The organism is Streptomyces sp. NPDC093510, from assembly GCF_040683555.1.
Taxonomy (GTDB): domain Bacteria; phylum Actinomycetota; class Actinomycetes; order Streptomycetales; family Streptomycetaceae; genus Streptomyces.
Map to the genome: position 1 here is coordinate 263,930 of NZ_JBFBEE010000010.1, position 23,696 is coordinate 287,625.

At 70.6% G+C, this 23,696-nt stretch carries 19 protein-coding genes and 2 pseudogenes; 9 read left to right on the forward strand and 12 right to left on the reverse strand.

Translation table 11 applies throughout. The annotated features are described in order from the left end of the window. Positions 1 to 254: 254 nt before the first annotated feature. The 7 genes from AB0N81_RS18460 to AB0N81_RS18490 all read right to left on the reverse strand — a co-directional run bounded on the left by AB0N81_RS18460 (position 255) and on the right by AB0N81_RS18490 (position 5,911). Complete coding sequence (locus AB0N81_RS18460) at positions 255 to 1,655, reverse strand: 8-oxoguanine deaminase (RefSeq protein ID WP_365359407.1); 1,401 nt, start codon at positions 1,653 to 1,655, stop codon at positions 255 to 257. A gap of 77 nt (positions 1,656 to 1,732) precedes the next feature. Continuing rightward, positions 1,733 to 3,160, reverse strand: a complete 1,428-nt coding sequence (locus AB0N81_RS18465; RefSeq protein WP_365359409.1) for a nucleobase:cation symporter-2 family protein — start codon at positions 3,158 to 3,160, stop codon at positions 1,733 to 1,735. Between the two features lie 67 nt (positions 3,161 to 3,227). Then, complete coding sequence (gene pucL / locus AB0N81_RS18470; RefSeq protein ID WP_365359411.1) at positions 3,228 to 4,160, reverse strand: factor-independent urate hydroxylase; 933 nt, start codon at positions 4,158 to 4,160, stop codon at positions 3,228 to 3,230. A gap of 5 nt (positions 4,161 to 4,165) precedes the next feature. Next, positions 4,166 to 4,582 (reverse strand): hydroxyisourate hydrolase, encoded by a 417-nt coding sequence (gene uraH / locus AB0N81_RS18475; RefSeq protein ID WP_365359413.1) that lies wholly within the window; start codon positions 4,580 to 4,582, stop codon positions 4,166 to 4,168. Then, a complete protein-coding gene (gene uraD, locus AB0N81_RS18480; protein WP_365359415.1) occupies positions 4,579 to 5,091 on the reverse strand; it encodes a 2-oxo-4-hydroxy-4-carboxy-5-ureidoimidazoline decarboxylase in 513 nt (170 codons plus the stop codon). The genes uraH and uraD overlap by 4 nt, the downstream gene beginning before the upstream one ends. Positions 5,092 to 5,258: 167 nt before the next feature. Then, positions 5,259 to 5,636 (reverse strand): helix-turn-helix domain-containing protein, encoded by a 378-nt coding sequence (locus AB0N81_RS18485; protein ID WP_365359417.1) that lies wholly within the window; start codon positions 5,634 to 5,636, stop codon positions 5,259 to 5,261. After that, positions 5,633 to 5,911 (reverse strand): hypothetical protein, encoded by a 279-nt coding sequence (locus AB0N81_RS18490; RefSeq protein WP_365359419.1) that lies wholly within the window; start codon positions 5,909 to 5,911, stop codon positions 5,633 to 5,635. The genes AB0N81_RS18485 and AB0N81_RS18490 overlap by 4 nt, the downstream gene beginning before the upstream one ends. 126 nt (positions 5,912 to 6,037) lie before the next feature. Between AB0N81_RS18490 and AB0N81_RS18495 the strand changes: the two genes are divergently transcribed. The 4 genes from AB0N81_RS18495 (at position 6,038) to AB0N81_RS18510 (ending at position 11,112) form a co-directional block, all read left to right on the forward strand. Continuing rightward, positions 6,038 to 6,877: a TIM barrel protein gene (locus AB0N81_RS18495; RefSeq protein ID WP_365359421.1), complete on the forward strand. Its 840-nt coding sequence runs from the start codon at positions 6,038 to 6,040 to the stop codon at positions 6,875 to 6,877. Positions 6,878 to 6,921: 44 nt separating this feature from the next. Then, positions 6,922 to 7,812 carry a 2-hydroxy-3-oxopropionate reductase gene (locus tag AB0N81_RS18500; protein WP_365359424.1) on the forward strand — a complete coding sequence of 297 codons (891 nt, stop codon included), beginning with the start codon at positions 6,922 to 6,924 and terminating at the stop codon, positions 7,810 to 7,812. Positions 7,813 to 7,987: 175 nt separating this feature from the next. Continuing rightward, positions 7,988 to 9,445 carry a catalase gene (locus AB0N81_RS18505; RefSeq protein WP_365359427.1) on the forward strand — a complete coding sequence of 486 codons (1,458 nt, stop codon included), beginning with the start codon at positions 7,988 to 7,990 and terminating at the stop codon, positions 9,443 to 9,445. Positions 9,446 to 10,008: 563 nt separating this feature from the next. Then, the gene (locus AB0N81_RS18510) at positions 10,009 to 11,112 is read left to right on the forward strand and encodes an NAD(P)/FAD-dependent oxidoreductase (RefSeq protein ID WP_365359429.1); all 1,104 of its coding nucleotides are present in this window, start codon (positions 10,009 to 10,011) and stop codon (positions 11,110 to 11,112) included. 91 nt (positions 11,113 to 11,203) lie between these two features. Here the strand turns inward: AB0N81_RS18510 and gcl are convergent, their stop codons facing one another. After that, on the reverse strand, positions 11,204 to 12,991 hold the full coding sequence (gene gcl / locus AB0N81_RS18515) for a glyoxylate carboligase (RefSeq protein WP_365359521.1): 1,788 nt from the start codon (positions 12,989 to 12,991) through the stop codon (positions 11,204 to 11,206). Positions 12,992 to 13,381: 390 nt separating this feature from the next. Here gcl and AB0N81_RS18520 point away from each other — a divergent pair. Both AB0N81_RS18520 and AB0N81_RS18525 read left to right on the forward strand, forming a co-directional pair. Continuing rightward, positions 13,382 to 13,639, forward strand: a pseudogene (locus tag AB0N81_RS18520) (hypothetical protein); the annotation flags it as partial. Positions 13,640 to 14,266: 627 nt separating this feature from the next. Beyond that, positions 14,267 to 14,659, forward strand: a pseudogene (locus AB0N81_RS18525) (hypothetical protein); the annotation flags it as partial. 9 nt (positions 14,660 to 14,668) lie between these two features. On the opposite strand, the gene AB0N81_RS18530 reads toward AB0N81_RS18525, so the two are convergent. Beyond that, positions 14,669 to 15,982, reverse strand: a complete 1,314-nt coding sequence (locus tag AB0N81_RS18530) for an MFS transporter (protein WP_365359431.1) — start codon at positions 15,980 to 15,982, stop codon at positions 14,669 to 14,671. Between the two features lie 98 nt (positions 15,983 to 16,080). Here AB0N81_RS18530 and AB0N81_RS18535 point away from each other — a divergent pair, with 98 nt between their 5' ends. Next, positions 16,081 to 16,644 (forward strand): GNAT family N-acetyltransferase, encoded by a 564-nt coding sequence (locus AB0N81_RS18535; protein WP_365359433.1) that lies wholly within the window; start codon positions 16,081 to 16,083, stop codon positions 16,642 to 16,644. Here the strand turns inward: AB0N81_RS18535 and AB0N81_RS18540 are convergent. Then, positions 16,610 to 18,256, reverse strand: a complete 1,647-nt coding sequence (locus tag AB0N81_RS18540) for an AMP-binding protein (RefSeq protein ID WP_365359435.1) — start codon at positions 18,254 to 18,256, stop codon at positions 16,610 to 16,612. The genes AB0N81_RS18535 and AB0N81_RS18540 overlap by 35 nt on opposite strands. Next, complete coding sequence (locus AB0N81_RS18545) at positions 18,253 to 19,995, reverse strand: AMP-binding protein (RefSeq protein WP_365359437.1); 1,743 nt, start codon at positions 19,993 to 19,995, stop codon at positions 18,253 to 18,255. Before AB0N81_RS18545 ends, AB0N81_RS18540 begins: the two co-directional genes overlap by 4 nt. Before the next feature lie 272 nt (positions 19,996 to 20,267). Here AB0N81_RS18545 and AB0N81_RS18550 point away from each other — a divergent pair, with 272 nt between their 5' ends. Further along, positions 20,268 to 21,074, forward strand: coding sequence for a LuxR C-terminal-related transcriptional regulator (locus AB0N81_RS18550; protein WP_365359523.1), 807 nt, complete (start codon positions 20,268 to 20,270; stop codon positions 21,072 to 21,074). A gap of 40 nt (positions 21,075 to 21,114) precedes the next feature. Here the strand turns inward: AB0N81_RS18550 and AB0N81_RS18555 are convergent, their stop codons facing one another. Beyond that, complete coding sequence (locus tag AB0N81_RS18555; RefSeq protein WP_365359439.1) at positions 21,115 to 22,287, reverse strand: winged helix DNA-binding domain-containing protein; 1,173 nt, start codon at positions 22,285 to 22,287, stop codon at positions 21,115 to 21,117. Between the two features lie 174 nt (positions 22,288 to 22,461). On the opposite strand from AB0N81_RS18555, the gene AB0N81_RS18560 reads away from it, so the two are divergent. Beyond that, positions 22,462 to 23,628: a magnesium and cobalt transport protein CorA gene (locus tag AB0N81_RS18560; RefSeq protein WP_365359441.1), complete on the forward strand. Its 1,167-nt coding sequence runs from the start codon at positions 22,462 to 22,464 to the stop codon at positions 23,626 to 23,628. The last annotated feature ends 68 nt before the right edge of the window (positions 23,629 to 23,696 follow it).

Sequence of the window (23,696 nt, forward strand, 5' to 3'; positions counted from 1 at the left end):
GTGGCCACTGTGGCTCCTCCGGTTGTTTTCCAGTACCGGCGGGGATGTCGGCACTTTTCGCTTCTGGGAGGTGGGGGGGGGCGGTGCGTGGTGCAAGGACTTGCTCGGTGTTCGGTTGTGGAAATGCGCCCAGGTAGTACTGACCGCCCCGGGAACGCGAAGTTTTGGGTCACGTTCCGGGGCGGCACTTGAGCAGCCCGCTCGGCTGCTCAAGTCCGGTCAGGGGCCGTCCCCCCTGACCGGAGTTCTTGGGTTCAGCTCTCGGCGGCGATCCGCGCGAGACGCTGTGCCTCCTCCCGCGTGGAGCGGGCGATGGCGTCCTCGTCGGCGTGCAGGAGGCGGCCGTTCTCTACGACCGGCCTGCCGTTGACGAGTGAGAGCGTGACCGGTGCGGCCGCGCCGAAGACGATGGCGGTCACCGGGTCGGCGATCGACGCGTGGCCGATGCCGTCGATCTTCCAGAGCACCAGGTCGGCGAGCTTGCCGGCCTCCAGGGAGCCGATCTGCGTGGCGCGGCCGAGGACCTGCGCGCCGCCGTAGGTGCCGAGGCGCAGGGCCTGACGGGCGTTCAGGGCGGCTTCCCTGTGGGCGCCGAGGCGGTTGATGAGGAGCGCGTTGCGCAGTTCGGTGTGGAGCTCGCCGGACTCGTTGGACGCGGTGCCGTCGACGCCGAGGCCGACCGGGACGCCCGCCGCGAGCATGTCGGGGACACGGGCGATGCCGGCGGCGAGGCGGGCGTTGGAGGACGGGCAGTGCGCGACGCCCGTGCCGGTGCGGGCGAACGCGGCGATGTCGGAGTCGTTCATGTGGACGCAGTGCGCCATCCACACGTCGTCACCGAGCCAGCCGGTCGACTCGAAGTAGTCGGTGGGGCCCATGCCGAAGAGCTCGTGGCAGAACTTCTCCTCCTCGACCGTCTCACTGCCGTGGGTGTGCAGACGTACACCCAGGCGTCGCGCCAACTCGGCGCCCTGCTTCATGAGTTCGGTCGACACGGAGAACGGGGAGCAGGGCGCGACGGCGACCTGCGTCATCGCGTCGAAGGAGGCGTCGTGGTGCTTCTTGACGGTCTCCTCGGTGGCGGCGAGCGCGCCCTCCAGGGTCTCGACGGCGAAGTCCGGCGGCAGGCCGCCGTCCTTCTCGCTGCGGTCCATGGAACCGCGGGCCAGGGTGAAGCGGACGCCCATCTCGGAGGCGGCGCGGATGATCGACCCGGAGAGGTCGCCGGAGCCCTTCGGGAAGACGTAGTGGTGGTCCATGGCGGTGGTGACGCCGCCGCGGGCCATCATGCCGAGGGAGCCCTGCGCGGCCGCGTACGTCATCTGCTCGTCGATGCGGGCCCACGTCGGGTACAGCGCGACCAGCCAGTTGAACAGGTTGTGGTCGGTGGCCAGGCCCCGGGTGATCCACTGGTAGAAGTGGTGGTGCGTGTTGACCAGGCCGGGGGTGACGAGGTGGCCGGTGGCGTCGACACGGCGTACGACGTTCTCCAGGCCCTCGGGGGCCTTGCCCGCGCCGATGGACTCGATCCTGTTCCCGGCGACGACGACATGTCCCGAGGCGTACTCGGTGTCCTGGGCGTCGACGGTCGCGATCGCGGCGTTCTCGATGACGATGCGCTCTACGGGAGAGCTGGGGTTTGCCGAGGCTGCCATGGTGCTTCCTTCGTGGGTGAGTGGCGTTGGGGGTCCCCCCTGCTCATTAAGAGCTTGGGGGAGGGCACGGCATGACCCTAGGAAGATTTGAGTGCCGCGGCCGCGCTCTGCGCGCCGCCACGGGTGCCGAGATGGTGGAAGAACAGGTTGAGCGTGACCGCGACGAGCGCGCCGGCGCTGATGCCGGAGCCGAGTACGGTCTGGGCCCACGCGGGGAACTCCGCGTAGAAGGTGGGCGCGGCGAGCGGGATGATGCCCGCTCCGAGCGCGACGGCCACCAGGATGATGTTGGAGCTGTCGTCCAGGCCCGCCTCGGAGAGCGTACGGATGCCGCTGACCGCGATGGAGCCGAAGAGGACGATGCCCGCGCCGCCGAGGACCGGCATGGGGACGACGTTGACGACCGCACCGAGCACCGGGAAGGCGCCGAGGACGATGAGCGTGCCGCCCGCGACGGCGACGACGTAGCGGCTGCGGACGCGGGTCAGCGAGACCACGCCGACGTTCTGTGCGAAGGCGGAGGTCGGGAAGCCGCCGAAGACGGGTCCGACCAGGGTGGCGATGCCGTCGGTGCGCAGGCCGCGGGTGATGGTCTTGCCGTCGGTCCTGCGCTCGCAGATCTCGCCGAGGGCGAGCATGCCGGCGGCGGACTCGGTCATCAGGACCAGCATCACGATGCAGAGGGAGAGGATCGCGGCGGGCTGGAAGATCGGGGCGCCTGCGGCGAACGGCGTGGGCAGCGCGGCCAGCGGGGCGGTCTGCACCGAGGTGAAGTCGGCGAGGCCGAACGGGATCGCGGCGAGCGTGCCGATGAACATGCCCGCCAGCAGGGCGACTTGCTTGAGGAAGCCGCGGCCGAATCGCTGGAAGAGCAGGATGACGACGAGCGTGAAGGCGGCGAGCGCCAGGTACTTCATGTCGCCGAACGTCGGGTCGGTGTCGTCGCCGCCCTGCGCCCACTTCACGGGCACGGGCATCAGCGTGACGCCGATGAGGGTGATGACGACGCCGGTGACCAGCGGCGGGAAGAAGCGGAGCAGCTTGCCGAAGAAGGGTCCGACGGCGAGGCAGAAGACACCCGCGACCATCACCGCGCCGTAGATCGCGGGGAGTTGGTCGCCCTTGGCGTTGGTCTCGGCGATGGCGAGGATGGGCGCGATGCCCGCCGAGGACGCGGCGTTGACGAACGGCAGGCGGTTGCCGACGAAGCCCTTGACGCCGAGGGTCTGCAGGATGGTGGCGAGACCGGCGATCAGCAGACCCGCGGCGATCAGCCTGGTCTGGGCCACGGTGTCCAGGCCGCAGGCCTGGCCGATGATGAGCGGAGGGGTGACCACACCCGCGTACATGGCGGCGATGTGCTGGAGTGCGGCGGGGACGAGCCGCGAGGGGTGGAGCTTCTCATCCACCGGGTGACAGTCGGCAGTTGACGCGCTGTCAGCTATGTCCGGTGGGGTGGAACACGGGCCTTCGGCTGCTGCCGGCCCCTTTGCAGGCTGTGCCATTGCGGATGTTCCCTCCGGTGTGGCGCGCCCCCGCCCACTGCGGTGGGGCGGGGGCGCGCATCCCGCGTCAGAGGTTGGTCATGTCGACCGGGATCTTCGGCTCGACGCCGTCCCGCAGAATCGTGGCCTCGATCAGGCCGTACGGGCGGTCGGCGGCGTAGTAGACGGCTCCGTCCTTGGCTTCGTTGTCGAGGCCGAAGGGCGAGAGGTCCTGACGGAAGTGGTGCTTGTTGGGCGCGGAGAAGCGGATCTCGTCGATCTCGCTGCGGTTGTTGATGACCCGCGAACCCATCTGGTAGAGCGTCTGCTGCAGCGACAGCGAGTAGGTCTCCACGAAGGCGTGCAGGATGTGCTTCTTCGCCTGCTCGTACGACCGCTCCCAGCTCGGCATGCGCTGCTCGTCGCTGGTCCAGTTGTGCCGCCACCACGTGGACAGGGAGGTGGCGAGGATGCGGTCGTAGTCCTCCTGGAGGGTCGTGTACTTGTCCTTGATGTAGCCCCAGAACTCGGAGTTCGTGGAGTTCATCACGGTCAGGTCCTTCAGGCCCGAGAGGACCTCGAACTCCTGGCCGTCATAGGTGATCTGGGCGAGGCGCGTCTCCTGCCCCTTGCGGACGAAGGAGTGCTTGACCTCGTCGGCGCCTATGAACTTGGAGTTGCTGTCGGAGCCGCCGATGCGCTCCCAGGAGTACTCCTCGATCCGGATCCGCGCGCGGTGGATCGAGGGCTGGCTGTCCACGAAGTGCCGGGCGAGGTGGATGCCGTACTGCTCGGCGGACTCGATGCCGTACTCCTTGGCGAACGCGAAGCAGGTGTTCTTCGTCGTGTCCGTCGGCAGGCAGTTGGCGTTCGAGCCGTTGTAGTGGACGTCGTCCAGGTCGCCGGAGAGGGCGACGGAGACGTTCAGGTCCTTGATGTGATGGGTGTCGCCGTCCCGCGTGATCTTTACGACCCGGTTCTCAGCCTTGCCGTACTGGTTCTGTCCCAGAATGGTGGGCATGTCTGCTAGCTCCCTCGGTAAACGGAGTAGCCGAACGGGTTGAGCAGCAGCGGTACGTGGTAGTGCTCGCCCGGCGTGACGGCGAACGTGATCGCCACCTCCGGGAAGAACGCTCCGGTCGCACCGCTGTCCCGATTCGCGGGGGCGTCCTGCTGCGCCTCGGCTTGCTTGTTCTGCGTGTCGTGCTTGCTCAGGAAGTACGGCTCGGTCTCGAAGTCGAGCCGTACGTGCGAGGTGCCTTCCGGCAGGGCCGGCAGGTCCTTGCAGCGCCCGTCCGCGTCGGTCCTGCTGCCGCCGAGCGTCTTCCACTCCGCGTCCGCGCCGCTGCGGGCGGACAGGGAGATGGCGACGCCCTCGGCGGGGCGTCCGACGCTGGTGTCCAGGATGTGCGTGGACACCGAGGCGGTCGTTTCCGTGCTCATGCGGCTTCCTCTTCCAGGAGGCGGGTCAGGCGGATGCGGTTGATCTTGCCCAGCTCGGAGCGGACGATCTCCCGCTCCTGTTCGGGCGAGTTGCCGATCCGCTCCTTGACCGCGTCCCGCATCTGCTCACCGGTGCGGCCGGTGGCGCAGATCAGGAAGACGTGACCGAACTTGTCCTGGTAGGCCAGGTTCAGTTCGAGCATCTCGGTCTTGAGCTCCTCGGAGGCGCCTGCCATGCCCCGCTGCTCGCGGGACGAGGTCGGGTCCCCAGGCTTCGGGCGCCCGATCGGCGGGTGCCCCGCCATCGCCTCGGCCAGATCGTCCGCGGTGAGCTCGGCCATGGCGGCGTCGCTCGCGGCGAAGAGGGCTTCGACGGTGGCGTAGGGGCGCCGGGAGAGCAGCTTGCTCCCCCAGGCCGAAGAGGCGCAGGCCTCGTGGAGCGCGGCGGTGGCCGCGGCCTCCTCCAAGGCGTTGAACCGGGCAATACCCGGCGTCGTACTCGAAGTCACGGGAGCCTCCGTGGCCTTGTGCTGGACGGGCTGCGGAACAGCTAAGACCTTCAACAACGCAGCGTCAACACTTTGTTGAAATAACTTGAACAAAGAAGCCGCCACCCGGCGATACGGGTGACGGCTCGGCCGCGCAGCGTGACATGGGAGGCGGGACGAAGGCGGGATTATTCGCCCTTCGCGGCGTTCTCCCTGTTCAGGTAGTTGTAAACGGTGAAACGGCTGACGCCCAACGCTCCGGCCACGGTCTCCACGCCATGCCGGACGGAGAAGGCGCCGCGCGCCTCCAGTACGCGTACGACCTCCTGCTTCGCCTTGCGGTCGAGCTCGGACAGGGGCCGGCCCTGCTTGCGCTCGAGGGCGAGCAGGATGTGGTCCAGGGAGTCCGCGAGCTGCGGCAGCCGCACGGCCACCACGTCCTCGCCCTCCCAGGCGAGCACCACGTCGTCGGTTCCCGCCTGGTCGGGCGGCATCATCTCGCCGCCCATGGCGTCCACCAGCGGTTTCACCGCGGCGACGAAGGGGTCGTCCCCGAAACCGGTCACTTATCCGCCTCCCCCGGGTCCGCCGGCTTCCCCGGCTCGCCGATCACGTTGACCTGAAGCGACACCCGGGTGGCGCCCGCCCCGAGGGACCGGCGCAGCATCGCGTCGACGGCGGTAAGCACCGCGTCGACGTCGCCCTCGGCCGTATTGCCGAACGGACCTACGTCCACGGTGTCCAGCGGGGCCCCCTGAATGACCTCACGAGCCACCAGCGCATGCGGCGGGGCCTCGTCGAGATCGAAGGGTTCGGTCGTGAACTCCACTCTCAATCGCACGCTCAACAACCTAATGCCGCTCTTCGATTTTTCGGCAGTCCCCTCTTGACAGCTTCCGCAGATCGCAGGCAGTCTTCCATCAAGCAGAAATGAACTTCCGCAATACGGAAGGAGCGCGGAAGCCCCATGGGATACTCCGACCAGCGCTTCAATGTGAACCTGTCGATCCTCTTCACCGAGCTCCCGCTCCTGGAGCGCCCCGCGGCCGCCGCGAAGGCCGGCTTCGGCGCGGTCGAGCTGTGGTGGCCCTGGGTCGACGCCCCCACCCCCGAGCAGTCCGAGCTCGACGCCCTGAAGAAGGCGATCGAGGACGCCGGCGTGCGGCTCGTGGGCCTGAACTTCTACGCCGGCCGGCTGCCGGGACCGGACCGCGGCGCCCTGTCGATCCCCGGTGAGGAGAGCGAGAAGTTCCGCGCGAACCTCGCGGTGGCGGCGGACTTCGCCAAGTCCCTCGGCTGCACGGCGCTGAACGCGCTGTACGGCAACCGCGTGGACGGCGTGGACCCGGCCGTCCAGGACGAACTCGCCCTGGAGAACCTGGTGCTCGCCGCCCGCGAGGCCGACCGCGTCGGCGCGATCCTGCTGATCGAGGCGCTGAACAAGCCGGAGTCGCCGCTCTGCCCGATCGTGAGCGCGCCCAAGGCGATCGAGATCGTCGACAAGGTGAACGCGGCCACGGGACTCGGCAACGCCAAGTTCCTCATGGACCTGTACCACCTGTCCATGAACGGTGAGGACCTGCCGCAGGTCATCGAGCAGTACGCGGCCAGGACCGGCCACGTGCAGATCGCGGACAACCCCGGCCGCGGCGCTCCCGGGACGGGGTCGCTGCCGCTCGAGGGTCTCCTCGACCAGCTCAGGAAGACCGGCTACGAGGGGTGGGTCGGCCTGGAGTACAAGCCGGGCGACACCCCGAGCGCCGAGTCCTTCGACTGGCTGCCCACCGAGGCCCGCGCCGCGCGCTGAGCGCCAACTCATCGTCGTAACACAGCAGTTAGAGAGGCACCCTCATGAGCACGCTTCCCAAGGTCGCATGGATCGGCCTCGGCATCATGGGCTCCCCCATGTCCGAGAACCTGATCAAGGCGGGTTACTCCGTCACCGGCTTCACGCTGGAGCAGGACAAGCTGGACCGCCTGGCCGCGGCCGGCGGCACCGCCGCGAAGTCCATCGCCGAGGCCGTCGAGGACGCCGACGTGATCGTCACGATGGTGCCCGCGTCGCCGCAGGTCGAGGCCATCGCGTACGGCCCCGACGGCATCCTGGAGAACGCGAGGTCCGGTGCGCTGATCGTCGACATGTCGTCGATCACCCCGCAGACCTCCGTGGACCTGGCCAAGGCCGCCAAGGAGAAGGGCCTGCGCGTCCTGGACGCCCCGGTGTCCGGCGGCGAGGCGGGCGCCATCGAGGCCGTGCTCTCCATCATGGTCGGCGGCGAGCAGGCCGACTTCGACGAGGCCAAGCCGCTCCTGGAGGCTCTGGGCAAGACCATCGTGCTGTGCGGTCCGCACGGCTCGGGCCAGACCGTGAAGGCCGCCAACCAGCTCATCGTCGCCGTCAACATCCAGGCGTGCGCCGAGGCCGTGGTCTTCCTGGAGAAGTCCGGCGTGGACCTGAAGGCCGCGCTCGACGTCCTGAACGGCGGCCTCGCGGGCTCGACCGTGCTGACCCGCAAGAAGGACAACTTCCTGAACCGGGACTTCAAGCCCGGCTTCCGGATCGACCTGCACCACAAGGACATGGGCATCGTCACCGACGCCGCCCGCAACGTCGGTGCCGCCCTGCCGGTCGGCGCGGTCGTCGCCCAGCTGGTCGCCTCGCTGCGCGCCCAGGGCGACGGCGGCCTGGACCACTCCGCCCTGCTGCGCTCCGTCGAGCGCCTCTCGGGCGCCGAGCTCTAGTCCTTCCAGAGCCCCCTCGAACTTCCGGGCCGCGGTGGCGCTGACACCTGTCCTGTCGCGCCCAGGCGTCGCCGCGGTCCGGAACCCCATCATCAACTTCAACAAACTGTTGACGTAGCAGTTCAGGGGTCCTTACGCTCCGAACACCTCAGCAGTCACAGCACGGAAGGTCACGATGTCGAAGCGCGTGCTTACGACCGAGTCCGGCGCCCCCGTCGCCGACAACCAGAACTCCGCCACCGCCGGCGTCGGTGGCCCGATCCTCCTCCAGGACCAGCACCTGCTGGAGAAGCTCGCCCGCTTCAACCGTGAGCGCATCCCGGAGCGTGTCGTGCACGCCCGCGGCTCCGGTGCGTACGGCCACTTCGAGGTGACCGACGACGTCACCGGCTTCACCCACGCCGACTTCCTGAGCGAGATCGGCAAGCGCACCGAGGTCTTCCTGCGCTTCTCGACCGTGGCCGACAACCTCGGTGGCGCGGACGCCGTCCGTGACCCCCGTGGCTTCGCGCTGAAGTTCTACACCGAAGAGGGCAACTACGACCTCGTAGGCAACAACACGCCTGTCTTCTTCATCAAGGACCCCATCAAGTTCCCCGACTTCATCCACTCCCAGAAGCGTGACCCGTTCACGGGCAAGCAGGAGCCGGACAACGTCTGGGACTTCTGGGCGCACGCCCCCGAGGCGACGCACCAGATCACCTGGCTGATGGGCGACCGCGGCATCCCCGCCTCCTACCGTCACATGAACGGGTACGGCTCGCACACCTACCAGTGGACGAACGCCAAGGGCGAGGCCTTCTTCGTCAAGTACCACTTCAAGACGAACCAGGGCATCCGCTGCCTCTCCGCCGAGCAGGGCGCCGAGACCGCGGGCAAGGATCCGAACTCGCACCAGACCGACCTGCTCCAGGCCATCGAGCGCGGTGTGAACCCGTCCTGGACCCTGCACGTGCAGATCATGCCCGCGGCGGAGGCGGCCGACTACCGCTTCAACCCGTTCGACCTCACCAAGGTGTGGCCGCACAAGGACTACCCGCTCCAGCGCGTGGGCCGCCTGGTCCTCGACCGCAACCCCGACAACGTCTTCGCCGAGGTCGAGCAGGCCGCCTTCTCCCCGAACAACTTCGTTCCGGGCATCGGCCCCTCCCCCGACAAGATGCTCCAGGGCCGCCTGTTCGCCTACGCGGACGCGCACCGCTACCGCCTGGGCGTCAACCACACCCAGCTCGCGGTGAACGCCCCCAAGGCGGCCAAGGCCGACAACTACGGCCGCGACGGCCTGATGGCGTCCAACGCGTACGGCCGCGACCGCAAGAACTACGAGCCCAACTCGTACGACGGCCCCGTCGAGACCGGCCAGCCGCTGTCGGCGCCGCTCGCCGTCGCCGGGTACACCGGCACGCACGAGGCCGCGACCCACACCAAGGACGACGACTTCTTCCAGGCCGGTGAGCTGTACCGCCTGATGTCGGAGGACGAGAAGTCCCGTCTGGTCGCGAACATCGCCGGCGGCCTGTCCCAGGTCTCCCGCGACGACGTCATCGAGAAGAACCTCGCCCACTTCCACGCCGCCGACGCCGACTACGGCAAGCGCGTCGAGGAGGCCGTCCGCGCCCTGCGCGAGGACTGAGCGGGGCAGTAACTCCCAGGCTGCGCCGGTGGGTTGACGGGAGGTCACCTCACCGGCGCTGAGCCCGCGCGACGTCACGGCCCGGATGAGGGGTGGTACGTGACGCGGGCGGGCAGGCACGGTCCGCGGCGGCTCTGCGAGCCAGTGCGGTGGTCAAGGTCCGGCGGATTCCTTCTCGACCTGAGGGAGGGGAACCCACGGTCCGTCGCAACCGCCGCGGTCCCGTCCGACTTCCTTTCGGGGCCTTCCTTTCGGGGCCTTCCTTTCGGGGGCCTTCCCTTCGGGGGACACGAACTCCGTCCGGCAGCGCGTATGCATGTTCCGCCAGTCGCGCGCGGTCGGGCGGTCACAACTCCACAGCCCCACGGGGCGGTCGAGAAAGAGCGGCGAGTACGGGACGGTCCCCGTACCCGCCGCTCTTTCGCGTGGGCCGGAGCGCGCGTGTCGGGCGGCTGTCGGCGGCCGTCGGCGATCTGTCGGCGATCTGTCGTGGGCCGCGCGGACAGTGGATCCGGTCGGCGCCGGTCACCCACGGCACCGGCCGGACCAGGAAGGAATCCCTCATGCCCACTGACGTCACGATCATCGGCGCCGGGCTCGGCGGCCTCGTGCTCGCCCGCGTCCTGCACCTCCGCGGCATACCGGCCACGGTGTACGAGGCGGAGACCTCCCCGGCAGCGCGCACTCAGGGCGGGATGCTCGACATCCACGACTACAACGGCCAACTCGCGCTGAATACGGCCGACTTGATGGACGAGTTCCGCGGCCTCGTCGTGGAGGGCCGCCAGGCCATGCGGGTCATCGACCCGGACGGGACCGTCCTGCACGAGATGGCCGACGACGGCACGGGGGGCCGCCCCGAGGTGCAGCGCGGCGAGCTGCGGCAGATGCTGCTCGACTCGCTCCCGGCCCGCACCGTCCGGTGGGGGCGGAAGGTCACCGCCGCCCGCGCCCTCGGCGACGGCCGCCACGAGGTGACGTTCGCCGACGGCCGCACCGTCGTCACCGGCCTGCTGGTCGGCGCGGACGGCGCCTGGTCCCGGGTCCGGCCACTGCTCTCCACCGCCACACCCGAGTACGCCGGAAAGTCGGTCGTCGAGACCTATCTGTACGAGTCCGACACCCGGCATCCGGTCGCCGCGAAGACGGTCGGCGGCGGGGCGATGATCGCGCTCACGCCGGACCGGGAGATCTTCGCCCACCGGGAACGGGGCGACACCCTGCACGCCTACGTGGGGCTGCACGAGCCGCGGGAGTGGTTCGCCGCCGTCGATTTCACCGACGCCGCCGCGGCCACCGCACGGATCGCGCGGGAGTTCGCCGGCTGGGCGCCCGAGCTCACCGCGCTGATCACCGACTGCGACGTACCGCCGATCCTGCGTCCCCTGTACGCCCTGCCGGCCGGACACCGGTGGGGCCGGGTGCCCGGGGTGACCCTGCTCGGCGACGCCGCCCACCTCTCGCCGCCGAACGGCGAGGGCGCCAACCTGGCCATGCTCGACGGTGCCGAACTCGGCACGGCCCTCGCCGCGCACCCCGACGACGTCGAGACCGCGCTCGCCGAGTACGAGCGGGCCATATTCCCGCGCAGCGCCGAGGCCGCCGAATTCGGAGGCGCCGAGGAACTGCTCAGCCACCTCAAGGACCCGACGTCACAGTCGGCGTGAGCGCGGCGTGAGCGCGGCGTGAGCGCGGCGTGAGCGCACGCCAAAGGGGCGGTCCACCCCCCTCGGGTGGACCGCCCCTGTCGGGGTGGCGTCAGACCTTCAGCGGCCTGATCGCCGTGGGCGCGTGGCCCGGCTCCGTCGCGATCTCCTCGAACTCCTTGACCGCGCTGATGTCGGCGGTGGGGCTCATCGAGATGTTGGTGATGCGCTCCAGGATCGCCTCGACGACGACCGGCACCCGGTGCTCCGCCGCGAGCTTCTTGGCCTGCTCGAAGGCGGGCAGGAGCTCGTCGGGCTCGGTGACGCGGATCGCCTTGCATCCCAGGCCCTCGGCGACCTTGACGTGGTCGACGCCGTAGACACCGAGTTCCGGGGAGTTCTGGTTCTCAAACTCCAGATTGACCTGGAAGTTGATGTCCAGGCCGATCTGCGCCTGCCGGATCAGACCCAGGTACGCGTTGTTCACGAGCACGTGGACGTACGGGATGCGGTGCTGCGCGCCGACCGCCAGCTCCTCGATCATGAACTGGAAGTCGTAGTCGCCGGAGAGCGCGACGACCGGCGTCTCGGGGTCGGCCTTCGCCGTGCCGAGCGCGGCCGGGATGGTCCAGCCGAGCGGACCCGCCTGGCCGCAGTTGATCCAGTGGCGCGGCCTGTAGACGTGCAGCATCTGCGCGCCCGCGATCTGCGAGAGGCCGATGGTGGTGACGTAACGCGTCTCGGGCCCGAAGGCCTTGTTCATCTCTTCGTAGACGCGCTGCGGCTTCATCGGCACGTTGTCGAAGTGCGTGCGGCGCTGCAAGGTCTCCTTGCGCTCCAGGTGGGAGGCGACCCACGCCGAGCGGTCGGGCAGCTTGCCCGCGGCCTTGAGCTCCTTGGCGACCTCGACGAACAGTTCCAGGGCGACCTTGGCGTCCGACGCGATGCCGTAGTCGGGCGCGAAGATCTTGCCGAGCTGGGTCGGCTCGATGTCGACGTGCACGAACTTGCGGCCCTGGGTGTAGACGTCCAGCTTGTAGCCGGTGTGACGGTTGGCCCAGCGGTTGCCGATGCCGAGGACGAAGTCGGACTCCAGGAACGTGGCGTTTCCGTAGCGGTGGCCGGTCTGCTGGCCGACCATGCCCGCGTTCAGGTCGTGGTCGTCGGGGATGGTGCCCCAGCCCATCAGGGTCGGCACGACGGGCGTGTTGGTGATCTCGGCGAACTCGACCAGCAGGTCGGAGGCGTCGGCGTTGATGATGCCGCCGCCCGCGACGATCAGCGGGCGCTCCGACTCGACCAGGAACGTGATCGCCTTCTCGATCTGGGCGCGGGTCGCGGCCGGCTTGTAGACCGGCAGCGGCTCGTACGTCTCCGGGTCGAACTCGATCTCGGTCTGCTGGACGTCGATGGGCAGGTCGATGAGGACCGGGCCCGGGCGGCCCGAGCGCATCAGGTGGAAGGCCTGCTGGAAGACGCCGGGGACCTGTGCGGCCTCCAGGACCGTGACGGCCATCTTGGTGACCGGCTTGGCGATCGTCGCGATGTCGACGGCCTGGAAGTCCTCCTTGTGGAGGAGGTGCGTCGGTGCCTGGCCGGTGATGCAGAGGATCGGGATCGAGTCGCCGATCGCCGAGTAGAGGCCGGTGATCATGTCGGTGCCGGCCGGTCCTGACGTACCGATGCAGACGCCGATGTTGCCCGGGGCGGTCCGGGTGTAGCCCTCGGCCATGTGCGAGGCGCCCTCGACGTGGCGGGCGAGGGTGTGGTCGATGCCACCGCCCTCCTTGAGCGCCTTGTAGAAGGGGTTGATCGCGGCGCCCGGCACACCGAACGCGTTGACGACGCCTTCGCGCTTGAGGATCTCAACTGCCGCGCGGGCAGCGGTCATACGAGCCATGGGGTTCTCCTGCTTCGACAGCTTCGACAGCTCTTCGGCTGCCGGATTCGGCTGGCGGATCCGGCTCCCGTCGCGCCCCGCGGTGAGCTTCTGTTTCCGCATTATGGAAAGTTTGTTCTGCTATATGGAAGCAATGTAAGCGGGTGTGCGGGAGACCGTCAAGAGAGATCCCCGGACCGGACGTGCCGGACCACCTCCGGGAGGCCGTCCGCCGCGTCCGGTCCGGCCGATGTCCCAACTGGCGGTCGCCAGGCATTCCTTGGGTGGAGGATGGGGAGAGAGGTCGGGGAGGACGGCACGGACCGGCAGAGGCTCGGTGGCTGGGTGGCTGGGTGGCTGGGTGGCTGGGTGAGGGCTCGGCAGGGCGGTTCACGGCAGGTGGTGGTGGCGATGACGGACGACGGTGGCGTGCCGGTGCGGTGCCCGGCCTGTCGGCGCGAGCATCTGTACGCTCCGCCGCCCTACCCCTGCGCGTGCGGCGCCCCTGTCATCCCGCCGGTGGCCCAGGACGCGATGGCGACCCCGGTGACCGACCGGGCCTGGGCGGACGAGTGGATCACAGTCCACTGCGACTCCTGCGGCAAACGAGGCGAGTGGCCCCAGCCGGAGCTGGACTGCCCGTGCGGGACGGTTCTGCGCGTTCCGGTCGACGGCGGGGCGGGCCGCGGCGCGGGGCTCGGCGGGGAGGGGGCGCGCCCCGCGGGGACCGGGGGCAAGGGCCGCGACGCGACGGCCGGCGGCAATGAGGGACGCCGCCCCGCAGAGGACGACGACGAGGGACGCCGACCCGCAGAGGGCGACGAGACCAGCGGCACGGAGGTTGGCGACAACGGGGGCCGAACCACAGGGGCCGGCGGCGAGGGCCGCGACGCGGAGACCGACAGCGACGAGGCCCGGACCGCAGGTAGCGGCGGCGAGGGGTGCGACGCGGTGGGCGGTGGCGAGGCCCGGAGCGCAGGGGCCGGCGGCGGGAACCGCGACGCGACGGGCGGCGACGGAGCCCGGGCCGCAGGGGCCCACGGCGGGAACCGCGACGCGACGGGTGGTGATGGAGCCCGGGCCGCAGGGGTCCGCGGCGGGAATCGCGGCGCGCAGGACGGTGACCGGGCCCGGGCCTCAGGAGGCGGCGGGGAAGACGCCCGGCCCCTGGACCGGCCCCCAGAGGGGGGCGATGCGGGGGGTGGTGAGGGTGGGGGTGGTGAGGGTGGGGGCCCCGGCGACGGGGCGGGTGGAGAGGGATCGCGGCGGCAGGCGCCGCGTGCCGCACGCCGGTCGCGGCCCGCCTTTCGGCCCGTGGCCATTCGGGACGCCCGCGACGCCGTGACCGTGGTCGCCCTGTACCTGCGGTGGCTCGGCTACCTGAACACGCGCAGTGCCGCCCGGCGCCCACCCTCCGGTTCCCGCATCTCCGCGCGCGGCATGCTGGCCCAGGTCGACCCCGCGCTGCGGCCCACCACCCTCCGCGACGTCGAGTGCCTCTGGCTGACCGCCATGACCGAGTCCGGCGACACCCCCGTCGCCTGCGCCTTCTTCTCCCTCGCCGGGTACACGGCCGGAGCCCGTGCCGGCGCGGACACCCTAGGAGTGCCCCTGTTCACCGTGGACCCGACCGGCACGCCCCAGCCCGTCAACAGCGCGGCGGACGAACTGGTCGCGACGGGGGCGTAATGCCGACCGCTACCTCAGCGTGACGGGCTCCCGGCCCGCACCCCGCAAGTGCGCCACGTGACGGACGAGCGCCGAGGCGGCAAGGAGTGCCACGAGGCCGCACACCCCCGGCCAGCCGAAGGCGCCGTACGCGTGCACGGCGAGCCAGGACCCCACACTCCCGCCCAAATACGCGCAGGTCATGTACGCCGTGTTGAGGCGGGCGCGAGCCTGATCGCTCAGGCCGAAGATCCGGACCTGATTGGCGACCGTGCCCGACTGCATCGCCACGTCGAGCAGCAGCGACCCCACCCCGAGGGCCGCGAGCCCCACCGCCCCTCCGAGCCCCCCGGCGAAGAGCACGGCCGACGCCACCAGGACGCCGACGATGCAGACGAGATTGACCGCGTCGGACCCCCGCCGGTCCACCTGCCGCCCCGCCACCGGCGTACAGAGCATCGTCGCCGCGTTGACCAGGGCGAGCACGCCGACCGCCGACGCGCCGAGACCGTACTCGGGGCCGGTCAGCAGCAGCGCGACACCGGTCCACAGGGCGGAGAACCCGCCGAAGATCATCGCCTGGTAGAAGCCGGAGCGGCGCAGATCCGGCTCGGTGCGCAGCAGCCGGAACGACTCGGCGAGCAGCGCGGGGTAGCGCTGCCGGGACGGCGCGGTCGACCTCGGCAGCGCGCGGGCCAGCACGCACGCGATGACGAGGGCGACGGCGGACGTCGTCAGATACGGGGCACGCCACCCCAGCCACTCCCCCACCGTGCCGCCGAAGACCCGGGACAGCAGCATGCCGCCGATGGACCCGCTCAGCAGCGTGCCCGCGACGGCGCCGCGCCGTTCCGCGGGGACGAGGCCCGCCGCGGTGGGCGCGATGACCTGGGCTATCACGGTGGTGACACCCACCAGAACGCTCGCGCCGATCAGCGGCGATATGCCGGGCGCCAGGCCCGCGCCGAGCAGGCCGAGCCCGGTCAGCGAGAGGAGCGTGACGATGAGCGTCCGGTACGGGACGCGGTCACCGAGCGGCACGAGGAGGAAGATGCCGCCCGCGTACCCGAACTGGGTGGCCGTCACGACGAGCGCAGCCGTGTCGGCCGACACGTGCAGGCCGTCGGCGACCAACGGGCTGACGGCCTGCGGGAAGTAGACGTTCCCGACGGCCACCCCGCAGGTGACGGCGAGGAGGAGCACCATGCCCCGGCCGAGTCCGGGCGCCCCCGCCACGGCACCCGACCCACCCGCCCCGGCCTCCTCGGGTTCGCCGGCCTCGGGTTCAGCGGCCTCAGGTTCACCGGCCTCGGGTTCACCGGCCTTGGACAGGCGCACACTCACCTCACGGAATCGGCTGACGGACCGGCTTACGATCGCCGGTAGGCCCCCGCCCGCACAAGAGGTTTTGGCCGGGGCACAACTCGCCGCATACTCGCCGCATGCTCATCCGCCCCGTCACCGCCGCCGAACTGCCCGCGCTCCAGGACATCGAGCGCGCCGCGGGCGAGCCCTTCCGCGCCCTCGGCATGGCCGCGATCGCGGACGACGAGCCGCCCACCGTCGAGGAGTTGGAACGCTTCCGCCGGGCGGGCCGGGCCTGGGCCGCCGTCGACGAGGGCGGCGCCCCGCTCGCGTACCTGATCGCCGAGCCGCTCCCCGACGCCGGCGCGCTCCACATCGAGCAGGTCTCCGTGCACCCGCGCGCCGCCCGCCGCGGCGTCGGCCGCGCCCTCATCGAGCACGCCGCGGAGCGTGCCCGCGCGGAGGGCGCGACCGCACTGACCCTGACCACGTTCGCCGACGTCCCGTGGAACGCCCCGTACTACGCCCGCATCGGCTTCAGCCCACTCGCGGAGAGCGACCTCACCCCCGCCCTGCGGGAGATCCGCGCGCACGAGGCGGAACTCGGCCTCGACCGCTGGCCCCGCCTCTGCATGTCCCGCGGCCTCCACGCGGCCCGGGGCGACATCACTCCCCGCCCCGCTCCCCGTACCGCTCCCTGAGCTCGATCTTGCGCACCTTCCCGGAGACCGTCATCGGGAAGGACTCCAGGATGCGCAGAGCGGCCGGGATCTTGTAGTGGGCCAACTGCCCCTCGCAGTAGGCCTGCAGCTCCTCGAGAGTCAGTACGTCGCCGGGGTCCCGCACGATCACACAGGCGAGCGGCACCTCGCCGTACCGCTCGTCGGGGACGCCCACCACCTGGACGTCGGCGACCTTCGGGTGGCCGTAGAGGAACTCCTCGATCTCCCGGGGGTAGATGTTCTCGCCACCTCTGATGATCATGTCCTTGATGCGGCCGACGATCTGGACGTAGCCGTCCTCGCGCATGACCGCGAGGTCCCCGGTGTGCATCCAGCGCCCGGCGTCGATGACCTCGGCGGTCCGCTCGGGCTCGTCCCAGTAGCCGAGCATCACGCTGTAGCCGCGGGTGCACAGCTCGCCGGACGCGCCTCGGGGCAGCGTCACGCCGGTCGCCGGGTCGACGACCTTCACCTCGACGTGCGGCAGCACCCGGCCGACCGTGCCGGTGCGGCGTTCCAGGTCGTCGTCGCGGCGCGTCTGCGTGGAGACGGGCGACGTCTCGGTCATGCCGTAGCAGATGGAGACCTCCGCCATGTGCATCTCGGCGACGACCCGCTTCATCACCTCGACCGGGCAGGGCGAGCCCGCCATGATGCCGGTGCGCAGCGAACTCAGGTCGTACGTCGAGAAGTCGGCGAGGTTCAGCTCGGCGATGAACATCGTCGGCACCCCGTACAGCGAGGTGCAGCGTTCGCGCTCCACGGCGCGCAGGGTGGCGACGGGGTCGAAGGACGGCGCGGGAATGACGATGCACGCGCCGTGCGAGGTGGCGCCGAGGTTGCCCATCACCATGCCGAAGCAGTGGTAGAACGGTACGGGCAGGCACACGCGGTCCTGCTCCGTGTAGCCGACGGTACGGCCCACCCAGTAGCCGTTGTTGAGGATGTTGTGGTGGGACAGCGTGGCTCCCTTGGGGAAGCCGGTGGTGCCCGAGGTGTACTGGATGTTCACCGGGTCGTCGCAGCTCACCTCCGCTTCGCGCGCGGCGAGTTGGGCCGGGCTCACGGCGACGGCGGCGTCAAGGAGTTCGTCCCACGAGCCGTCCCCGACATAGTGCACGGCTCGCAGTGCGGGACAGCGGGGGCGCACTTCGTCGACGAGCGCGCGGTAGTCGCTGCTCTTGTGAGCCTGTGAGGCGACGAGGACGGAGACGCCCGACTGGTTGAGCACGAACTCCAACTCGTGTGCGCGGTAGGCCGGGTTGATGTTCACCATGATGGCGCCGATACGCGCGGTGGCGTACTGCACGAGCACCCACTCCGCGCAGTTCACCGCCCAGATCCCGACGCGGTCGCCCTTGGCGACGCCCGCCCCGACGAAGCCACGCGCCAACTGGGCCACGGCGGCGCCGAATTCGGCGTACGTCCAGCGGGTTCCCGCGGCGACGTCCACGAGTGCGTCCCGCTCCGGCCAGGCCGCCACCGCCCGGTCGAGGTTCTGCCCGATGGTGTCACCGAGCAATGGCGTGCCGCTCACTCCGTGGGCGTACGAGAGTTCAGTCGCCCCCTGCACTTCGGTCGGTGCACTCACCGGAAGTCCTCCTCGCGGTACTCCGCGTCCGACCCGGCCGCGGTCGCCTCGCGCAGCTCGATGCGGCGGATCTTGCCCGACACGGTCTTGGGGAGCGCCCCGAACTCGAGGCGGCGCACACGCTTGTACGGAGCGAGCACCGCACGGGAGTGCTCGAACAGCAACTTCGCGGTGTCCGGGCCCGGTTCGAAGCCTTCGGCGAGGACGACGTACGCCTTCGGGACGGCGAGCCGCACCGGGTCGGGCGCCGGCACGACGGCCGCCTCGGCCACCGCCTCGTGCTCGAGGAGCGCGCTCTCCAGCTCGAACGGCGAGATCTTGTAGTCGGATGCCTTGAAGACGTCGTCGGCCCGCCCGACGTAGGTGATGTAGCCGTCGGCGTCGCGCGAACCGATGTCACCGGTGCGGTAGTAGCCGCCCGCCATGGCCTCCGCCGTGCGCTCCGGGTCGCCGTGGTAGCCCGCCATCAGGCCGACCGGGTCCGCGGCCAGGTCGAGGGAGATCTCCCCCTCCGCCGCGCCCGGCGCACCGGTCACCGGGTCGAGGAGCTCGACGGCGAAGCCGGGCGTGGGGCGGCCCATGGAGCCCGGTTTCAGCTCCTGCCCCGGCGAGTTGGCGACCTGCACGGCGGTCTCGGTCTGTCCGAAACCGTCGCGGATGGTGACGCCCCAGTCGCGCCGCACCTGCTCGATGACCTCGGGGTTGAGCGGCTCCCCGGCCGCGACGACCTCGCGCGGCGGGGTGCGCAGCTGCGTCAGGTCGGCCTGGATGAGCATGCGCCACACGGTGGGCGGCGCACAGAACGACGTCACGCCGGCCCGGTCCATCTCCGCCATGAGCCGCCCGGCGTCGAAGCGCGCGTAGTTGTGGATGAAGACGGTGGCCTCGGCGTTCCACGGGGCGAAGAGGTTGGACCAGGCGTGCTTGGCCCAGCCGGGCGAGGAGATGTTCAGATGGACGTCGCCGGGCTTGAGACCGATCCAGTACATCGTCGCCAAGTGGCCTACGGGGTAGGAAACATGGGTGTGCTCGACGAGTTTCGGGCGGGCGGTGGTGCCCGAGGTGAAGTAGAGCATCAGCGGGTCGTCGGCGAGGGTGATCCCGTCGGGCTCGAAGGTGTCGGAGGCGTCATCGACCCCCGCGTACGAGAGCCAGTCCGACCCACCACCGCTCCCTCCGTCGGCTCCCTCCCCGACCGTCGCACCCGCACCCGCACCCGCACCCGCACCCGCACCCGCACCCGCACCCGCACCGACCACGATGCGGGTGTAGTCGCCGGGCACGTCGTCGAACTTCGCGGTGTCCTCGGGGCGTACGACGACGTGCCGGGCGCGGCCCCGGTCGATGCGGTCGCGGAGGTCGACGGGGCCGAGCAGCGGTGTCGCCGGAATGACGACGGCGCGCAGCTTCATCGCGGCGAGGGCGATCTCCCAGAGCTCGACCTGGTTGCCGAGCATCACGACGATGCGGTCGCCGGGCCGGACGCCCTGCGCGCGCAGCCAGTTGGCGGCGCGGTTCGAGCGTGCGGAGAGGAGGGCGAAGGAGAAGCGGGACTCCCCGCCGTCCTCCTCGACGATGTGCAGGGCGGTCCTGTCGTTCCCGTCGGCGATGACGTCGAACCAGTCGAGCGCCCAGTTGAACCGCTCGGGCCGCGGCCAGGCGAAGCCCTCGTACGCGGTGGCGTAGTCCTCTCGATGCCGCAGGAGGAAGTCCCGCGCGGTCCGGAACTGCTCCGTCACACTCGTCCCTTCATCAGTCCCGCCAGCCGTCCCGTCGGTCGTCCCGCCAGTCGTCCCGTCGGTCGTTCCGTCAGTCGTTCCGTCAGTCGTCATATGCACCCCTCGTCACCCGCTTTCGCGGTGGATCACGCTGCTGCTCGTACTGCCGTACTCATTGCCGGACGCTACGTAGCATCGTGTAATTCGTGATGCAGGTCTCACCACCCCCGGACGGGGGTGTCACGAGGTGAAAGGGCGAGCGCGTGTCGGCTGACGGCGGCGAGACGGTGGAAATGCGGGCCGCGCTGCTGCGGCTGCGCCGCGGCACGGGGCTCCCGGTGGCCTTCGGCGGCCTCCTCGACGGACCGGGCCAGGTCCGGATCGGCGAACTGAGCGGTACGGCGACGCGCGCTCTCCAGGGCCTCGCCATCTTCTCCGGCAACGGCCTCGGCGGGAAGGCGGTCGCCCTGTCGCGCCCGTGCGCGGTCACCGACTACCACGTGTCGCGGCACATCAGCCACGAGTACGACACGGCGGTCGCGGCCGAGGGCCTGCGGTCGGTGCTCGCGGTGCCCGTGGTGGTACGTCGCCGGGTGCGCGGAGTCCTGTACGGCGCGCTGCGCGCGGCCCAGCCGCTCGGCGACCGGACCCTGTCGGCGGCGGTGGCCGCGGCCCGCGACGTGGAACAGGCTCTCGTCGTGCGCGACGAGGTGCGGTCGCTGCTCGCGGCGGCCCGGGAGCCGGTGGCGGACCCGGGGGCCTGGGAGCGGGTGCGCGAGGCGCACGGGGCGCTGCGGGCGCTGGCCCCGCGCATCGCCGACGCGGCGTTGCGGGCCGAACTCCTTTCGGTGTGCGGCAGGTTGGAGTCGGCGGTGACGGTGCCGGACCGCCTGCGGGCCCGGCCCGTCTCCCTCGCGCCCCGCGAGATCGACGTGCTGTCCTGCGTGGCCGTGGGCATCACGAACGCGGCGGCAGCCGACCGGTTGGGGCTCCGCCCGGAGACGGTGAAGGGCTACCTGCGCTCGGCGATGCGGAAGCTGGGCGCGCACACGCGCCTGGAGGCGGTGGTCGCGGCCCGCCGCGCGGGCCTGCTCCCGTGACCGGCTCACGGTGCCGACCGGCAACGAGGCGCCCCTCCGATCAGGCGTCGACGACGGCCCCGAAGCGGATGTCGTACGACGTGGACGTCTCCGCGATGCGCGTCAGCATCCGCTCCGCCTCCCGCACCAGCTCCTCCCGCGCGGCGCGGCCGGGCCGCCCGAACGGCTCGATGGTGAGCACGGCGGTCCCGCTCCTGGCGTCCTCCTCCAGCCGCCACACCCCGGCGAGGAACCCGTCGAGCAGGAAGACGCAGTGGGAGACGTTCCCCTTCCACGTACGGCCCTTGTACTCGGCGGGGACGACGCGGGCCCGGTCGGCGTGCGAGAGGAGGAGGTTGTCGTACTCGGGCAGGAAGCGGGGCGGGGCCGGGGTGCCGGCGTCGGGGCGCGGCGCGTCGGGCAGGTCGAAGAGTTCGACGCCGTTCTCGTCGCGGAAGGTACGCAGCCGGGGCCGGAGCCGTTCGAAGAGCTCCCTCAGCCGGGTGAGCCTGGCCCAGGTCTGCATGTCCTTGACGGAGGCGGGGCCGAAGGCGGCGAGGTAGCGGAGGACGGCGGTATCGAGGGAGGCGGCCTCGGCGTCGCCCCTGGCGTCGGCAGAGCTGTGGCCAGGGTCGTCGTCGAGCCACTGATTGAGGGTGGTGAGCGCGACCTGCCCGCTGCGCCGCCACAGCCCGCGCGGGGTGACCTGGACGAGCGGCAGCGTACAGCGGGCGGCGACGGCGAGGGACTGCGGGTCGGCGTCGGGCCACCGCACGAGCAGCACCTCGCGGAGCTGCCTCATGGTGCGGGGCTCCGCCTCGACGGCCTCGCGGGCGATCCCCGCGAGCTCGGCCAGGTCGACGCCGGCCAGGCCCTTGCGGAACGTCGACAGCTCGCGTTCGCGCGCGTCCTGCACGAGCGGGCGCAGGGCGCGGGCGTCGTCGGCGGTGTGCAGATGGATGGTGGAGCGAAGGGTGACGATGCGGACCAGCTCGCGCGCCTCGAGGAGTGCGGAGAGCTCGGCGGGATCGAAGTGTTCGAGGCGCGCGGCGAGAGCGTAGTAGGGCGGTTTGACGTTCTGCGCCTGGAGGCCGACGAGGTGGGCCACGGCGTCCTTGACGGACAGGTCGTCCGCCCGCCGCAGCAGGAGCTGCCGCTCAAGAGTGGCCCGATTGAGGTCACGCACCCCCAGGACGGGTACGGAACCTGCCGGAACCGGTTTCGTCGTCTTCATGGCGGCACGCTAACGCGGCCCGAGGACAGATACGGTCCGCAAGCACACGAGGCTCTGCGGCCCCCGCACATCGGAGGCACCGCACAGCGGAGCCCCCGCTCCGCCCGCACCTTTTGGCCGCATATCCTACTCCGTGACCATATAGGCGAGCGATCGACGAAGGAGGCGGCCAGCATGGCGGAGCGCCGCACCCGTCCCACACCGACCGCGAACACCAAGAAGCACACATGGCGGCGTGCGACGCGACCCCCGGCGGCCCCGCCTCCCGAGAGCACGCAGCCGCACCCGGAGCCTCGGGAGGCCGCTCCCCGGCCGGCCGCTGGCAGCGTCGTCGAGGCGGCGCTGTACCGCGACGGCGTCCGCGTGGCGACGCCCGGCACCCTGGCCAACACCTTCCGCGAGCTGCGCGACGCACCGGACGGAATGGCATGGATCGGCCTGGCACGCCCAACAGAGGCCGAACTCCTGTCCCTCGCGGAGGAGTTCGACCTCCACGAGCTGGCCCTGGAAGACGCGATGGAGGCCCACCAGCGCCCGAAGCTGGAACGCTACGGAGAAACCCTCTTCGTCGTCCTGCGCGCGGCCCGCTACCTCGACGCCCCCGAGGAGGTCGAGTTCGGCGAACTGCACGTCTTCGTGGGCCCCGACTTCGTCATCACGGTCCGGCACGGCGCGGCCCCCGACCTGTCGGCGGTCCGCCGCCGCATGGAGGACTCCCCCGACCTCCTCAAGCTCGGCCCCGAGGCGGTGCTGTACGCGATCCTCGACGCGGTGGTCGACGGCTACGCCCCGGTCGTCTCGGGCGTCCAGAACGACATCGACGAGATCGAGACCGAGGTCTTCCGCGGCGACCCGGAGGTCTCCCGCCGCATCTACGAACTCTCCCGGGAAATGGTCGAGTTCCAACGGGCGACCCGCCCCCTGGTCAGCATGCTGCACGCCCTGATGGCGGGCTTCGCGAAGTACGGCACGGACGAGGAACTCCAGCGCTACCTGCGCGACGTCGCCGACCACGTGACCCACACCAGCGAACGAGTCGACGGCTTCCGCCAGGCCCTGGCCGACATCCTCACGGTCAACGCGACGCTGGTGACCCAGCAACAGAACGCGGAGATGCGGGCCCTGGCGGAAGCAGGCTTCGAACAGAACGAGGAGATCAAGAAGATCTCCTCGTGGGCGGCGATCCTGTTTGCACCCACACTCGTGGGAACGATCTACGGCATGAACTTCGATCACATGCCCGAGCTGCACTGGGTGTACGGCTACCCTTTCGCGATCCTGCTGATGGCAGTGGTGTGTTCGAGCCTTTACGTGATCTTCAAGAAGCGGGACTGGCTGTAGAAGACGTTTCGGGTTCTTGCCCTTCACCGTCCAGAAGATCGCCTGCATCGCGTTCACGCGGACCTGGA